The sequence below is a fragment of the Methylosinus sp. C49 genome, from assembly GCF_009936375.1.
Taxonomy (GTDB): domain Bacteria; phylum Pseudomonadota; class Alphaproteobacteria; order Rhizobiales; family Beijerinckiaceae; genus Methylosinus.
The window spans coordinates 2007903-2022649 of the sequence record NZ_AP022332.1 but is presented as its reverse complement, the minus strand read 5'-3'; the positions used below and the strand labels follow the sequence as shown (position 1 = coordinate 2022649).

At 66.1% G+C, this 14747-nt stretch carries 12 protein-coding genes; 2 read left to right on the top strand and 10 right to left on the bottom strand.

Annotated elements, in window-relative coordinates; translation table 11 throughout:
• Positions 1-78: 78 nt before the first annotated feature.
• The 5 genes from GYH34_RS09740 to GYH34_RS09720 all read right to left on the bottom strand — a co-directional run bounded on the left by GYH34_RS09740 (position 79) and on the right by GYH34_RS09720 (position 4524).
• Positions 79-366 carry a hypothetical protein gene (locus tag GYH34_RS09740; protein WP_161913403.1) on the bottom strand — a complete coding sequence of 96 codons (288 nt, stop codon included), beginning with the start codon at positions 364-366 and terminating at the stop codon, positions 79-81.
• 192 nt (positions 367-558) lie between these two features.
• Positions 559-1260 carry a 5,6-dimethylbenzimidazole synthase gene (gene bluB / locus GYH34_RS09735; protein ID WP_161913402.1) on the bottom strand — a complete coding sequence of 234 codons (702 nt, stop codon included), beginning with the start codon at positions 1258-1260 and terminating at the stop codon, positions 559-561.
• Complete coding sequence (cobD, locus tag GYH34_RS09730) at positions 1250-2266, bottom strand: threonine-phosphate decarboxylase CobD (protein ID WP_161913401.1); 1017 nt, start codon at positions 2264-2266, stop codon at positions 1250-1252. Before cobD ends, bluB begins: the two co-directional genes overlap by 11 nt.
• Positions 2263-3720 carry a cobyric acid synthase gene (locus GYH34_RS09725; protein ID WP_174242390.1) on the bottom strand — a complete coding sequence of 486 codons (1458 nt, stop codon included), beginning with the start codon at positions 3718-3720 and terminating at the stop codon, positions 2263-2265. Before GYH34_RS09725 ends, cobD begins: the two co-directional genes overlap by 4 nt.
• Positions 3721-4524 carry a cobalt-precorrin-6A reductase gene (locus tag GYH34_RS09720; protein ID WP_161913400.1) on the bottom strand — a complete coding sequence of 268 codons (804 nt, stop codon included), beginning with the start codon at positions 4522-4524 and terminating at the stop codon, positions 3721-3723.
• 48 nt (positions 4525-4572) lie between these two features.
• Here GYH34_RS09720 and GYH34_RS09715 point away from each other — a divergent pair, with 48 nt between their 5' ends.
• Positions 4573-4971 (top strand): DUF2147 domain-containing protein, encoded by a 399-nt coding sequence (locus tag GYH34_RS09715; protein WP_018266140.1) that lies wholly within the window; start codon positions 4573-4575, stop codon positions 4969-4971.
• A 15-nt stretch (positions 4972-4986) separates the two neighbouring features.
• On the opposite strand, the gene GYH34_RS09710 is transcribed toward GYH34_RS09715, so the two are convergent.
• The 3 genes from GYH34_RS09710 to GYH34_RS09700 all read right to left on the bottom strand — a co-directional run bounded on the left by GYH34_RS09710 (position 4987) and on the right by GYH34_RS09700 (position 8556).
• Entirely contained in the window at positions 4987-6696 is a 1710-nt protein-coding gene (locus GYH34_RS09710; RefSeq protein ID WP_161913399.1) for an AMP-binding protein, read from the bottom strand.
• 202 nt (positions 6697-6898) lie between these two features.
• Positions 6899-7915: a nickel/cobalt transporter gene (locus tag GYH34_RS09705; protein WP_161913398.1), complete on the bottom strand. Its 1017-nt coding sequence runs from the start codon at positions 7913-7915 to the stop codon at positions 6899-6901.
• Positions 7912-8556, bottom strand: coding sequence for a DUF1007 family protein (locus GYH34_RS09700; protein WP_161913397.1), 645 nt, complete (start codon positions 8554-8556; stop codon positions 7912-7914). The genes GYH34_RS09705 and GYH34_RS09700 overlap by 4 nt, the downstream gene beginning before the upstream one ends.
• Positions 8557-9029: 473 nt before the next feature.
• On the opposite strand from GYH34_RS09700, the gene GYH34_RS09695 reads away from it, so the two are divergent.
• On the top strand, positions 9030-12539 hold the full coding sequence (locus GYH34_RS09695) for an indolepyruvate ferredoxin oxidoreductase family protein (protein WP_161913396.1): 3510 nt from the start codon (positions 9030-9032) through the stop codon (positions 12537-12539).
• A gap of 49 nt (positions 12540-12588) precedes the next feature.
• Here the strand turns inward: GYH34_RS09695 and GYH34_RS09690 are convergent, their stop codons facing one another.
• Positions 12589-13842, bottom strand: coding sequence for an adenosylmethionine--8-amino-7-oxononanoate transaminase (locus GYH34_RS09690; protein WP_161913395.1), 1254 nt, complete (start codon positions 13840-13842; stop codon positions 12589-12591).
• A 115-nt stretch (positions 13843-13957) separates the two neighbouring features.
• The gene (locus tag GYH34_RS09685; RefSeq protein WP_161913394.1) at positions 13958-14677 is read right to left on the bottom strand and encodes a hypothetical protein; all 720 of its coding nucleotides are present in this window, start codon (positions 14675-14677) and stop codon (positions 13958-13960) included.
• Positions 14678-14747 lie beyond the last annotated feature (70 nt).

Sequence of the window (14747 nt, the reverse complement as noted above, 5' to 3'; positions counted from 1 at the left end):
GCATGATAAGATGTAGGGTCATTCCGGCTCGATCCGAACCGGAATGACCCTATGAAAGCCGCGAGACGATCACAAAGATCAGTGCGTGAAGTCGCTCTGCGTTTCGAAGAAAAGCCGCAGGACTGGATGCTCGCCACAATCCTCGACCGGGATGTGCCAGAATTTCGAGTCCATCTGCGGAAAGCGCGACATGGGAAGATGAATTTCCGTCAGCCGCGAATGATTGTCACGCCCCTCGATCATCGCCTCGCTGAGCAGATGCAGCAGATCTTCCAGTCGATCCGGCACTTCCGCGACAGTGAGCGTCGTCGTGTTCGAGAGAGGGCGGGCCTTATCGTAAACGAGCTCGTAATCTGCTGGTTTCATAAATCCGACCCCACGATTGCCGGCCTAATGGCAAGCAAGACGCATACCGCGAGCGGAGCCACTAGCTCATGCTGCAGCGCATCCGCCCTTGCGCCTTGCGCTCACTATAGACCCGCTCAGGCGAAGGTCAAAAGGAGAGCGCGGCTTTCAGGGTCCTAAAAATCACAAAAGCATGTCGATTTTGTAACCGTATCAACCCTTGGAATTATTTATGCGATTTCCCCAACGGTCGGAGAAGATCAATTCCTCGAGCGGCAGACGCTTGGCCCATTGCCGGATTTCGAGCTCCGGCTGCGCATAGGCCTTGGCGACACGGCCGACGCAGAGATAGGCCACGATGGCGATTTCCGCCGGAATGTCGAGAATCGCACGTAAATCCTGTTCTCTCAATATGCTCACCCAGCCGACGCCGATTCCCTCCGCCCGCGCGGCCAGCCAGAAATTCTGCACCGCACAAGCAGTGGAGAGGAGATCGGCCTCCGGCTGCTGGGTTCGGCCGAGCCCCGTCCGGCCCTGCCGCGAGCGGTCGCAGGTGATGCAGATATTGAGCGGCGCCTTCAAAATCCCCTGCAGCTTCAAGCTGCGATATTGCGCGCGGCGCTCTTGCGGCAGCAGCGCCTCCTCCGCCTCGGCGGCGCGCTCGAAGGCGGCATGCACCGCCTCCCGCAGGCCGCGGTCACGGATGAGCAGGAAGTTCCACGGCTGCATGAAGCCCACGGATGGCGCGTGATGCGCGGCGTCCAGCAGGCGCATCACCTCCTCATGCGACAATTCATCGGGCAGGAACTCGTCGCGAACGTCGCGACGTGTGTGGATGGCGCGATAGACGGCGGCGCGCTCCTCCTCCGAGAATGGCGCGCTGGCGACGAGCGACGGCTCGGGATCAAAGACCATTTCGTCCGCTCTCCAATGCGCGCGCCAGCCGCTCCCAGGCCGCGGGCGCAGCCGGTAGGCCGAAACGGAGCCGATCCGGCCGCTCGCCGAACCTACGCGTCAATATGCCGCACCGGGCGAGATGGGCAAACCATCGATCCGCCGCCGCGTGGCGAACGAGCCGAAAAAGCGACGTTCCGCCGATGATCTCGAAGCCTGCGATGGCGAGCAGCCCGTCGAGCCGGGCGGCGTCCTGCGCGAGCACGAGGCCGCGACCCGCGAGCCAGGGCGCATCGGCGAGCGCCGCCGCGCCGATCGCCAGCGCCGGGCCGGAGACGCTCCAGGGTCCGAGAATCGCCCGCAGCCGCTCGGCGAGCCCCGCGCCGCAGAGGGCGAAGCCGAGCCGCACGCCCGGCAGCCCATAGGCCTTGCCGAAAGACCGCAAAAGCACGAGGCTCTCCTCCCCCGCGCGCGGCGCGAGACTGGCCTCGGCGGGAAGAAAATCGGCGAAAGCCTCGTCGACGATGAGCAGCCCGCCACTCGCCGCCATCGCCCGCGCTGTCTCGGCGAGGCGCGCGGCAGGTTCTAGGCGGCCGTCGGGATTATTGGGATTGACGACGACGCCGACCTCGGCCGCCGCGATCTCCTCCAAGGTTTCCACCCGCGCGACCTCGGCGCCGGCGGCGCGCCAGGCGGCCGCATGCTCCTCATAAGTGAGGCCGAGGACGGCGACCCGCCTGGCGGGCCGGATGCGCGGCAGCGATTGGATGAAAGCCTGCGTGCCCGCCCCCGCGACGACTTGCGCCTGAGGACCGGCGCGATAGGCGATGGCCGCGATGCGCTCCAGCTCCGCCAGAGCGGCGACGTCCGGCAGGCGGGTGAAGACCTCCGGCGCGAGCGGCGGAAACGGATAGGGATAGGGGCTGACGCCGGTCGAGAGATCGATCCAGGGCTCCGGCGCCTGCGGAAAATGCGCCCGCGCGAGATCGATCCTGCCGCCATGCAGAATCGGCGGCGAAACGCTCATCGCGCGAGCTCCAATAGCGCGTCCACGTCCAAATGACGCTCGAAATGTTCGGCGAGACCATCCAGCGTCGCCTCGATCGACTGCTCATAGGAGAGGTCCGAGGCGCTCGCGCCATGATCGCGCAGAAAGGCTGCGCGCAGAGAATCATCGGCGAAAAAGCCATGCACATAGACGCCCGCGCAACGACCATCCACTGAGGCCGCGCCGTCGCGCCGCCCATCCTCGAAGCGCAGCAGCGGACGCGCGCAATCTGGCCCCTCGCTGCGGCCGGCGTGCATCTCATAGCCGTAGAAGGGGATATTTTCGGCGATGGTCGCGCCTCTCACCTGCTTCAGCACTTTCTCGGTCTCGAAGACCGTTTCCATATCGAGAAGGCCGAGCCCCTCCACCGCGCCGGGCGGCCCCTCGAGCCCCTGCGGATCGGCTATGCGGCGGCCCATCATCTGATAGCCGCCGCAAATGCCGAAGACGCGCCCGCCGCGACGAATATGCGCGGCGAGATCGATGTGCCAGCCGGCCGCGCGGAAGGCGGAAAGATCGGCGATCGTCGCCTTGGAGCCCGGCAATATCACGAGCCGCGCCTCCGCCGGCAGCGGCTCGCCGGGCCGAACCAGAATGAACCGCACGCCCGGCTCCGCCCGCAGCGGATCGAGATCGTCGAAATTGGCGATATTGGGCAGCAGCGGCGCGGCGATGGTCAGGCCGCCCTCCCCGCCCGAGGCGCCGGCGCGCAGGGCGAAAGCGTCCTCCGCCGGCAGGCGCGCGGCGTCGGCGAAAAAGGGCGCGAGGCCGAGCGGCCGCCAGCCGGTGCGCTCGGCGATGAAGCGCATGCCTTCGTCGAAGAGCGAGGGATCGCCGCGGAATTTATTGACGATGAAGCCGCGGATCAGCGCTTCATCGTCTGGATCGAGCACGGCCTTGCAGCCCACGAGCTGTGCGATGACGCCGCCGCGGTCTATATCGCCGATGAGCACGACCGGCGCGTCGACGCGGCGTGCGAAGCCCATGTTTGCAATGTCATTGGCGCGCAGATTGATCTCCGCCGCGCTGCCGGCGCCTTCGACCAGCACGATATCGCAGCTCGCGCGCAGGCGCTCATAGCTCTCCAGCACGGCGGACATGAGTCCCGCCTTCCATTGCTGATAGTCGCGCGCGCGCGCCGAGCCGACGATCTTTCCGCGCAGCACGACCTGCGCGCCGGCGGCGCCCTGCGGCTTCAGCAGCACGGGATTCATATCGACGGTCGGCGCGAGACCGGCGGCGCGCGCCTGCAGCGCCTGGGCGCGGCCGATCTCGGCGCCATCCGCCGTCACCGCGGCGTTGTTGGACATATTCTGCGGCTTGAAGGGCGCGACCCGCAAGCCGCGCCGCGCGAGCGCGCGCGCGAGGCCGGCGACGACCAGCGATTTGCCGACATCCGACCCCGTGCCTTGGAACATCAGAGCGACGCTCATCTAGGCCGCCTCGCAAAAGAGAAAATCGACGGCCGCCGCGACGTCGTGAACGATGCGCGCCGCGCCGCCGCGCGGCGGCGTGACCATCGCGACCGGCAGGCCGAGCATGCGCGCAGCTTCTATCTTCGCATAGGTCTCGCGGCCGCCGCTGTTCTTGGAGACGATGACGTCGACCGCCGATGCGCGCATCAGGGACAATTCGCTCTCGACTGTGAAAGGACCGCGCTCCAGGAGCAATTCGTGGCGTGGCGGTAGATCGTTCTCCTGCGGCTGATCGATCGTTCGGATCAGATAATAATGCTGCGGCGCACACAGAAAATCCGCGAGCCCCAGACGGCCGATGGTGAGAAAGACGCGCCGCGGCGCCTCACCCAGCGCGGCGATGGCGCCGGCATTGTCCGCGACCTCGATCCAGCGATCCCCCTCCACCGGGCTCCAAGGCGCGCGCGTGTAGACCAGCAGCGGCAGGTCCAGCGCCGCGCAGGCCGCGCGCGCGTTGGCGGAGATCCTCGCGGCGAAAGGATGGGTGGCGTCGATCACGCGCTCGATGCGCTCCTCGACGAGATAGCGCGTCAGCCCCTCGACGCCGCCAAAGCCGCCGATGCGGACCGGCAGCGGCGAGGCGAGCGGCGCGCTGGTGCGGCCGGCGAGCGAGACCACCGCATGAAGGCGCGCGTCGCCGGCGAGACGGGACGCGAGCGCGCGCGCCTCGCTGGTCCCGCCCAGAATGAGCGCCCGGATCGGCCCGGCCTTTTGCCGCAGCGCAGCGAGGGGCGCCGCGGCCGACGTATTGGTCTGAGGCATGGCTTAGCCCTATACTCCCGCCCGTGATTATTCAAACGGAGGCTCGAGATGAAGCGGTCCTGGATATGCGCGTCGATTTTTTCAGTCGTCGCGACCGCGGCGCTCGCCGATCCGATCGGCGAGTGGCGCGTCGCAGACGGCACCGCGCATATTCAGATCAGCCGCTGCGGGCAAGCGATCTGCGGCAAGATCGCCTGGCTCTCCGAGAAGGGCGTCGATGAGAACAATCCCGACCCCCGCCAGCGCAAGCGCTCGCTGCTCGGCCTGCCGATCCTGAATCTGAAGCCGACCGGCGACAATCAATGGACCGGCACCATCTATAACGCCAAGGATGGCCAGAGCTACGCCGCCAGCCTCGCGCTGCGCAGCGAGAAGGTGCTGCTGCTCGAGGGCTGCGTCAATGGCACCAATATCTGCGGCGGCGAGGAGTGGACGCGCGTGCGGTGAGCCGCTAGCGCCGCTCTATTTCCCGCGCGCGAGATACTCCTCCTTCAAGACGCGGCGCAGAACCTTTCCGACATTGGTCTTGGGCAGGCTGTCGCGGAACTCGAAATGGCGCGGCGCCTTGTAATGCGTCAGCGTCTCGCGGCAGAAATCATGCAGCTCCTTGCCGGTGACGCTTGGATCGCGCGGCACGATGAAGGCGAGCGCCGCTTCGCCGGAATGCGGATCGGGAATGCCGATCACCGCGGCCTCGCTGACCTTTGGATGGCGCGTCAGCACATTCTCGACTTCATTGGGATAGACGTTGAAGCCGGAGACGAGGATCATCTCCTTGAGACGATCGACGATCTTCATCAGTCCATCGGGCATCATCACGGCGACGTCGCCGGTGCGCAGGAAACCGTCCTCCGTCGTCGCGGCGGCGGTCTCCTCCGGCCTGTTCCAATAGCCGGCCATCACTTGCGGACCTTTGACACAGAGCTCGCCGCGCTCGCCGAAAGGCGCGGGCTCCCCGGACGGCAAGCGGATCGACACTTGCGTCGAGGGATAGGGATAGCCGATCGCGCCGGAAAATTCGACGAGATCGGGCCGGTTGCAGGTGATGACCGGCGACGTCTCCGAAAGGCCATAGCCTTCGATGATGGGATGGCCGGTGATCTCCTTCCATTTGCGCGCGACGACGTCTTGCGTCGCCATGCCGCCGGAAATGCAGAAGATGAGATCGGAGAAATCGACGCGCGGAAAATCGGGATGATTGGCGAGCGCCGCATAGAGCGTGTTGACGCCGGAGATCATGGTGAAGCGCGATTTGCGCAGCGTCTTCACGAAGCCGGGGATATCGCGCGGATTGGCGATGAGCAGGCAGGAGCCGCCGATCTTCACGATCAGCAGGCAGCAGGCGGTGAGGCCGAAGATGTGATAGAGCGGCAGCGCCGTCACCATCACCTGATCGAGCGGCGTCGGCAGATAGGGGCAGAGCCAGGCGGCCGATTGCGTGACATTGGCCGCGACGTTGCGATGCCGCAGCATGGCGCCCTTGGCGACGCCGGTGGTGCCGCCCGTATATTGCAGAAAGGCGAGATCGTCCGGGCCGACGTCGGCGTCGCGCAGCGGCGCCACGGCGCCCTCGCGCAGCACGCGCGAGAAGCGCAGGCTCTGCGGCAGGCGATAGCGCCGCACGGCGCATTTCACATAGCGCGAGACGAAATTCACGATCGGGCCGCGCAGGCCGAGAAGATCGCCCGGAGCGATGACGACGGCTTTCTCGAGGCTCATCGACGGCCATGCGGCCTCGACGGTGTGAGCGAAATTCTCGAGCACGAAGATCATGCGCGCGCCGGAATCCTCGATCTGATGGGCGAGTTCCTTGGGCGTGTAGAGCGGATTGACGTTGACGACGACCGCGCCCGTGAAAAGCACGCCGAAGATCAAGGGCGGATAGGCCATCACATTGGGCGCCATGATCGCGACGCGATCGCCTTTGGCGATTCCCTGCGATTGCAGCCAAGCCGCGATCGAGCGCGCAGCGTTGCCGAATTCGGCATAGGTGAGCTTGGCGCCGAAGCTCTCGAGAGCGGTGCGGCCGGAAAATTCGACGACGCTCTCGCGGAACATATCCACGAGCGTCGAATAGCTCGCCGGGTCGATCTCGGCGGGCACGAAAGGCGGATAGGACGCGACCCAGGGACGGGTGGCGTAAGGGTCCGACGCGAGAGTGGCGGCAGTCATTCGTGGCCTCCGGGCATGGGCGCGATCGACCGCGGCCCAGCGGTCCGCTCAATGGATTAGCGTTTGCTCGGGATAGCGACAACTCGGGACAAAGCAATCCGCACACGAAAATATAGCGCGCCGCGGGCGCGAGCGCAGCCCCGCGCGCGCGACGATCGTCGTCGCAGCGCAGCATCGCCGCGGCTCACGAAATTGAAAGCCTTCAGGCGCCGGCGGCGCGCGCGCCGAGCAGCAGCGCGAGGCCGAAGGCGAGCACGAGGAGAGCGGCGACGAACTCGCCCGCGCGCAGCAGCGTCTCCGCGCGCGACGATCTGCGCGCGGCGAGACGCACGGCAAAATCCTTGGCGAAGACCGCCGTCGCCGCCAAGGCGCCGGTGGTGATCGCCGTGCCTGCGGACATCAGCAGCGTCGCTCCGGCGCCGGCTATGAAGACGCCTTGTGACAGTGTGAAGACGAGCACGAGAATGGCGCCCGAGCAGGGACGGAGCCCCGCCGCGACGACTGTCCCCAGCGCATCGCCCCAACGAAAGCCGGCGCCGAGGCGCGCGGCGTCGATCGCATGCATATGGCCGCAGTCCGGCCCGTGAACATGGGCGGGATCGTCGATCGCCTCGCAGGCGAAGGCGCCGCGGCGCGCGACGGCGATGACGGGCGCCGGCTCCCGCAATGCGGCGAGCAGCGCGCGCCCTTTCACATAGGCGAGGCGCGCGCCCACGGCGGCGATGGCGGCGTAGCTCGCCGTCTCGATCCATGTCGCCGCCTCGGTCATGCGCTGCGCCGTGAAGCCGAAGAGAATGGCCGCCACGCCGACGAGCGCTATGGCCACCACGCCCTGCAGCAGCGCCGCCAGAGCGGCGAGCGTCAGCCCGCGCTTCAGCGCCGTTTCATTGGCGATCATATAGGAGGTGAGCACGGCCTTGCCATGACCCGGCCCGGCGGCGTGAAAAACGCCATAGGCGAAGCTCGCCGCCGCCAAAGTGAAGAAGGCGCCGTTGTCGGTCTTCAGCGCGCGCGCGGCGTTCTGCAGCTCCATATGGAATTTGCTCTGCCATGCGAGCAGCAGACCGGCGAAGCCGCCCGCCGCGCCGACTGGAGCCTCCGAGGGGCCGACGGCGAAAGGATGACGCGCCGCCTGCGCCAGCGCGGCGTCCTGCGACAGCGCGAGCGCGACCAGCGCCAGGAGGAGGAGCAGCGCGCGCTCCCGCGACGAAACCCTCACGGGCAGGCCACCACGATGCGCGCGGCGAGCTTCATGCCGAAATCGGCGCCGGGCGACATATTGGCGAAAAAGGCTTCGCTGAGCTTTTGCGTGTCGACGGCGAGCAGCGGCTTCGGCTCCACGACGCTGGTGGAGCACCCCGCCGGAGCGCCGGCGAGCGTCACCGGATTTTGCTTCTCGAGATCGAAGGCGACGAAATAGGTCGGATCATAGGTCTGGAAGGAGAAAGGCTTTTGCGCCGGCAGCGGCTTTTCCAGCGGCAGCGTAAAATGCATGGTGACAATGCGCTTGTCGTCGGCCTCGAGCCACACATCCTCCGGCGGGCCGAAGGCGGCTTTGGCGTTCTGATATTTCGCGAAGGTGAAATAGTCGAATTCGGCGAGCGATTCGGCGTTGGTCTTGGCGAGCGGCGCGAGCTCCTCGCGGCTCGGCGGCTTGCCGTCCTTGCCGAGCCCTTGCAGCGCGAAGGCGGAATACATTTCGTCGAAGGTCCAGGCGTGGCGCACGCCTTTGATCTTGCCGTCCGGCGTGAACACGATCTCGCTGCGCATGGCGACCCAGACATGCGGATGCGCGGCGGCCGGGACGGCGGCGAGCGCCATGGCGAGGGTCAGCGAAGCGAATGCGAATCTTCTCGGCATAGGGGCTCTCGCCTCGATGGGGCCGCGGCGCCCGTCTCCGGTCCCGCGAATCGCTCCGGCTCCACGCGCGGACCCTCTAGTCGCGGAAGGCGGCGGAAACAGGGCCGGGCGCTCTGTTTCGACTGCTTTTTCGGCGCCCGCGAAGGCTCGCTTGCTGGCGTCGCGCGTCGTGACGTATAATGCCACGCCTGGCGCCGCAAGGACAAGCCGGGCGGGTCGCGCCGGGGGCGGCGGCGACCATCCCTCGCGGATGGGATACGGATTTTCACGGATGAGGAGGACGGGAGTCTTTCCGCCGACGCGCAAATCCGCAATATGACTCTTTCGAAAGCGCCTCGCGCGAGAGCTTTCGAGCGGCAACGCTTCATAGGGGGAGCGGGCCTCGCGCCCCTCTCCGAGACGATGACGTCGCGCGGCCCTGCGCGAGCGGGGCGACCCGCGAGGGCGTCGCGCCGAGCGAGGAGAGAATACGTATGGCGGATGAAGTCGCCGGCGCCACGACAACCGGCCCCGCCCTAGGCGACGTGTCCCTCGTTGATCGCTTCGATCTTTCCAAGACGCATGTGCTCATCAACGGCACGCAGGCGATCGTGCGTCTTCTGCTGATGCAGAAGGAGATGGATCGTCGCGCCGGCCTGCGCACGGCGGGCCTCGTCTCCGGCTATCGCGGCTCGCCGCTCGGCGGCATGGATGCGCAGCTGCACAAGGCGAAGCCGCTCTTCGACAAGAACGACATATTGTTCATGCCGGGCCTCAACGAGGATCTCGCCGTCACCGCCATTTGGGGCGCGCAGCAGGCGGAGATGCGCGGCGAAGGCAAATATGACGGCGTCTTTTCCGTCTGGTACGGCAAGGGGCCGGGCGTCGATCGCTCCGGCGACGCGCTGCGCCATGTCAATCTCGCCGGCTCCTCGCGCAATGGCGGCGTGCTGGCGCTGATGGGCGACGACCATACGGCGGAATCCTCCACCACAGCGCATCAGTCGGAGTTCGTCTTCGTCGATATGATGATGCCGATCCTCTCGCCGGCCGGCGTGCAGGAAATTCTCGATTACGGCCTCATGGGCTTCGCGCTGTCGCGCTACGCCGGCGTCTGGACCGGCCTGAAGCTCATCAAGGACACGGTGGAGTCCACCGCCTCCGTCGACGGCTCGCTCGATCGCGTGCGCCCCATCGCGCCGCTCGATTTTTTGATGCCGCCGGGCGGCCTCAACATACGTCCGCGCGATCCGGTGCTGACGCAGGAAGCGCGCATGCAGGAGAGCAAGCGCGACGCCATGCTCGCCTTCATCCGCGCCAATCGCCTCAATCGCATCATCACCTCCGGCGGCCCCGCCGCCAAGATCGGCGTCATCACTGTCGGCAAATCCTATCTCGACGTGCGCCAGGCGATGGACGATCTCGGCATAGACGAGGTGAAGGCCAATGATTACGGCCTGCGCCTCTACAAGATCGCCTGCCCCTGGCCGCTGGAGCCGCAAGGCCTGCGCGAGTTCGTGCGCGGGCTCGATCTCGTCATCGTCGTCGAGGAGAAGCGCTCGCTGATCGAGGTGCAGCTGCGCGAGCAGCTCTATGGCTCGTCGCATCAGCCCATCTGCATCGGCAAGAAGGACGAGGTCGGCGAATGGCTCTTCCCGGTGAAGGGCTCGCTCGACGCCAATGACGTCGCCATCGCCATCGGCCGGCGGCTGCTGAACTACGTTAGCTCGGATGATCTCGAAGGGCGCGTGCGCCGGCTCGAGCATATGCAGGAGCGCCGCAAATCGCTGACCGACGTCGGCGTGCGCGTGCCGCATTTCTGCTCCGGCTGCCCGCATTCGACATCTACCCATGTGCCGGACGGCATGCGCGCCTATACGGGCATCGGCTGCCATTATATGGCGCAATGGATGGACCGCTCGACCGAGGGCTACACGCATATGGGCGGCGAAGGCGCCAATTGGATCGGCGAGGCGCCCTTCTCGACGCGCAAGCATGTGTTCCAAAATCTCGGCGACGGCACCTATAATCACTCCGGCTCGCTGGCCATTCGCTTCGCCGTCGCGACGAAGACGAACATCACCTTCAAGATTCTCTTCAATGGCGTCGTCGCCATGACCGGCGGACAGGCGCATGAGGGTGATCTCACCGTCGAGGCCATAGCGCATCAGGTCGCGGCGGAAGGCGTCGCCAGAATCGCGCTCGTCTCCGACGAGCCGCACAAATACGCCTCCGATATTCAATGGCCGCCGGGCCTCGACATTTATCACCGCAACGTCATCAACAGCGTGCAGAGCGAGCTGGCCGCGACGGATGGCGTCACCATTCTGATTTACGATCAGACCTGCGCCACCGAGAAGCGTCGCGGCCGCAAGCGCGGCGAATATCCCGACCCGGATGTGCGCGTCGTCATCAATGAGCTGGTCTGCGAAGGCTGCGGCGATTGCGGCCGCGCCTCCAATTGCGTGTCGGTGCAGCCGCTGGAGACGGAGTTCGGCCGCAAGCGCCGCATCGACCAATCGAGCTGCAACAAGGATCTCTCCTGCCTCGAGGGCTTCTGCCCGAGCTTCGTCACCGTGCATGGCGCGCGCATGAAAAAGGCCGCGCCGACCAGCGAGACGCAATGTCCGCCGCCGCCGGAGCCCGCCGTTCCGCAGATCGGCGCAGCGCCTTATGGCGTGCTCGTCGCCGGCATAGGCGGGACTGGCGTCGTCACGGTGAGCGCCATTCTCGGCATGGCCGCGCATCTCGAGGGCAAGGGCGTCGGCGTCATCGATATGGCCGGCCTCGCGCAGAAGGGCGGCGCCGTCTATTGCCATGTGAAGATCGGCCGCACGCCAGACGCGGTTCACGCGATCCGCATCGCAGCGGGCGAGGCCGATCTCGTGCTGGGCTGCGATCTCGTCGTCGCCGGCGGCAAGCAGATACTCGCGGCGATCGATCCCGCGCGCAGCCACGTCGTCGTCAACAGCGCCGAGGTATTTCCCGGCGACATCGAGCGCGACCCCGATTTCGTGCTGCCGGCGCAGCTCATCGAGCGCGCCATACGCGAGGCCGCCGGCGCGCGCGTCGATTTCCTCAATGTGACGGAGCTGGCGCTGGCGCTGCTGGGCGATTCCATCGCCGCCAATATGTTCATGCTCGGCTACGCCTGGCAGAAGGGATTGCTGCCGCTCTCCGAGGCCGCGCTCTTGCGCGCGATCGAGCTGAATGGCGAGGCGGTGGCGATGAATCATTCCGCCTTCGCCTGGGGCCGCCGCGCCGCGCATGATCTTTCGAGCGTGACGACCGTCGTCTCCTCATTGCGCGAGCGCAATCCGACTCGTGACGTTTCGCAGAGCCTCGAGGAGATGATCGATCGCCGCGTCGCCTTCCTCACCGATTATCAGAACGCCGCTTACGCCGCCCGCTATCGTGCACGCGTCGACGCCGTCGCGCGGCTCGAGAAGGAGCGCGTTCCGGGCACGAAGGAGCTGACCGAGGCGGTGGCGCGCGGTCTGTTCAAGCTGATGTCCGCCAAGGACGAGTTCGAGGTGGCGCGGCTCTACACGGATGGCTCTTTCCAGCGCCAGCTCGCCGAGATCTTCGAGGGCGATCTGCGCATGGAGCTGCATCTCGCGCCCAATCTCGTCGCCTTCCAGCGCAAGAACGACATTGGCGGCTCGCGCAAGATCACCTTCGGCCCCTGGATGTTCCATGTGCTGAAATGGCTGGCGCGCTTCAAGGGCCTGCGCGGCACCATTCTCGATCCGTTCCGTCCCGACAGCGACCGCATCGCCGAGCGCAAGATGCTCGCCGATTATCAGACGCTGCTGGACGATATTCTGCCGCGCCTGTCGCCGGCCAATCACGCCACCGCCGTCGCGCTGGCGCGCATACCGGAGAAGATCCGCGGTTTCGGCCACATACGCGCCCGCAGCGTGCTGGAGGCGCGCGCCGATATCGCGCGGCTCTATGGCGAATATTACGCGATCAAGCCCGATCTGAAGATGGCGGCGGAGTGAGGGATAAGGCGGCGAGCCGCCGTCTCTCGCGACGACGGACGCGACGCTTTCAGCAGAAACGATCTCCCGCCTCGTTGATCGCCGCATAGAGCGCATCGAGCTCGCTCGCCTCTGTGCAATAGGGCGGCAGAATATAGATCGTGTTGCCGAGCGGTCGCAGCAACAAGCCGCGCGAGATGAAGAATTCATAGAGCGCCGGCCCGATGGTCGCGAGATAGCCGGCGTCGCGGGCGCGCAGATCGAGCGCCGCTATCGTGCCGATGCGCCGCACATTGGAAAAGCGCGCGTCATTTGCGAAGCGCAGCAGACGCTCCTCCTGCATCGCCGAAAGATGCGCGACGCGCCCGCGCACGCCCTCGCTCTCCCAAATGTCGAGATTGGCCAGCGCCGCGGCGCAGGCGATGGGATTGGCGGTGAAGGAGCTCGAATGAAAGAAAGTGCGCGCGCGATCGGTGGAATAATGCGCCTCGAAAATCTCCGCGGAGCACATGGTCACGGCGAGCGGCAATGAGCCGCCGGTGATGCCTTTGGCGTAGCAGGCGATATCGGGAACGATTCCCGCCTGCTCGCACGCGAAGAGCGTTCCGGTGCGGCCGAAGCCGGTCATCACCTCATCGGCGACGAAGAGCACGCCATGCGCAGCGCAGATGCGCCGCATCTCGCGCAGCGTATCGGCGCCATAGACGAGCATGCCGCCGGCGCCGAGGACGAGCGGCTCGACGACGAAAACGGCGGCGTCGGCGCCGCGGCAGGCCGCCTCCAGCGCGTCGAGCGTCTGCTGCTCGCAGCCTGCGCTCGGAAAAGGAATGCGTGTCACATCGAACAGCAGCGGCTCATAGGCCGCGTTGAAGACGGAGCGCGCGCCAGTGGACATGGCGCCGATCGTGTCGCCGTGATAGCCATGCTCGAGCGCGATGACGCGATTGCGCGCGACGCCGCGATTGCGAAAATAGCCGAGCGCCATCTTGATCGCGACCTCCACCGATGTGGAGCCGCTGTCGGAATAGAACACATGATCGAGCCCCGGCGCCGTCAGCGCGACGAGGCGGCGCGCGAGCGTCTCCGCCGGCTCATGGGTGAAGCCCGCGAAGATCACCTGATCGAGCTGGTCCACCTGATTTTTGATCGCCCGCACGATCCTCGGATGGCGATGGCCATGGGTGATGACCCACCAGGAGGAGATGGCGTCGAGAATGCGGCGGCCGTCCGCGCATTCGAGCCAGGCCCCCTCCCCGCGCGCGACGAGGATCGCCTCCTTCTGCAGAGCGTGCTGGGTGAAAGGGCGCCAGACGGGCGATGTCATTACCGTCTCCTTTGGCTGTCGTCATTAGAATTCCGGCCAAAATCAATTCCGGCGCCGTAGCCGCGATTGTAAGAATCCATCGCGAGGATCGCGAGAAATAGTTCGCTGGAAATCGTCATTGGGGCCTCGCAATGAAAGTTACGATGCTTAGGGTTACCCATCCACGCGGGCTTACGTCAGGTAGACGCATCGGCGCTCTGCCGTCCGGATAATCAACCAAAATCTCATGCGGCCAGTTCATCCACCCCAACTTCGTCTCTATCCCCGTCGTCACCGGATCGTTCGTCATCTCAATCGTCGCGCGCTTCAAGCGCACGCCCTCGCCGAAGCTCTTTGCAAGATCGTTCGGATCGACCGCCTCGACGCTCTTCGGATCATCGATGTCGCGAAAGCGCACGAGAAACGGGATTTCCTTGTCGATCAGGTCGCCGCCGCCTGTCGAGGACAATTTTTTCTGGAATTCCGGATCGGAATCTCGCAGTTTTTTCCCGCGCAGCGCCACGAGCGCCGGCAGATAGGCGGCATGGTCCACTGAGCCGAGCCCGCCATTTTCGCCGCGCCCCGCGAGCAGCGCGAACAGTAGCCCGCGCGCGCCGAGATCGACGACGACCGCCTGGCCCGTCACCTCGTGATTGGTGCGTTTGCCCTCGAAATGCGTTTCCCATGTCCGCACCTCGATGACGCTCGAACCCGTCTTCGCGCCTTCCGGCGTCTCGACGTCCAGCGTCAGGCGGTAGCGATACGCCGCGCCGGAACCCGGCTTGTCGCAGCCCGCGAGCGCCAACGCGCCGCCGAGCGACGCCGCAATGGAAAGGAACGAGCGCCGCGCCATCATGCCGCGCACTCCTCGATGCGGCGCGCATTGTCGTTCGCCGCGACATAGCCGGCGCGCCCAAGTTCCTCCG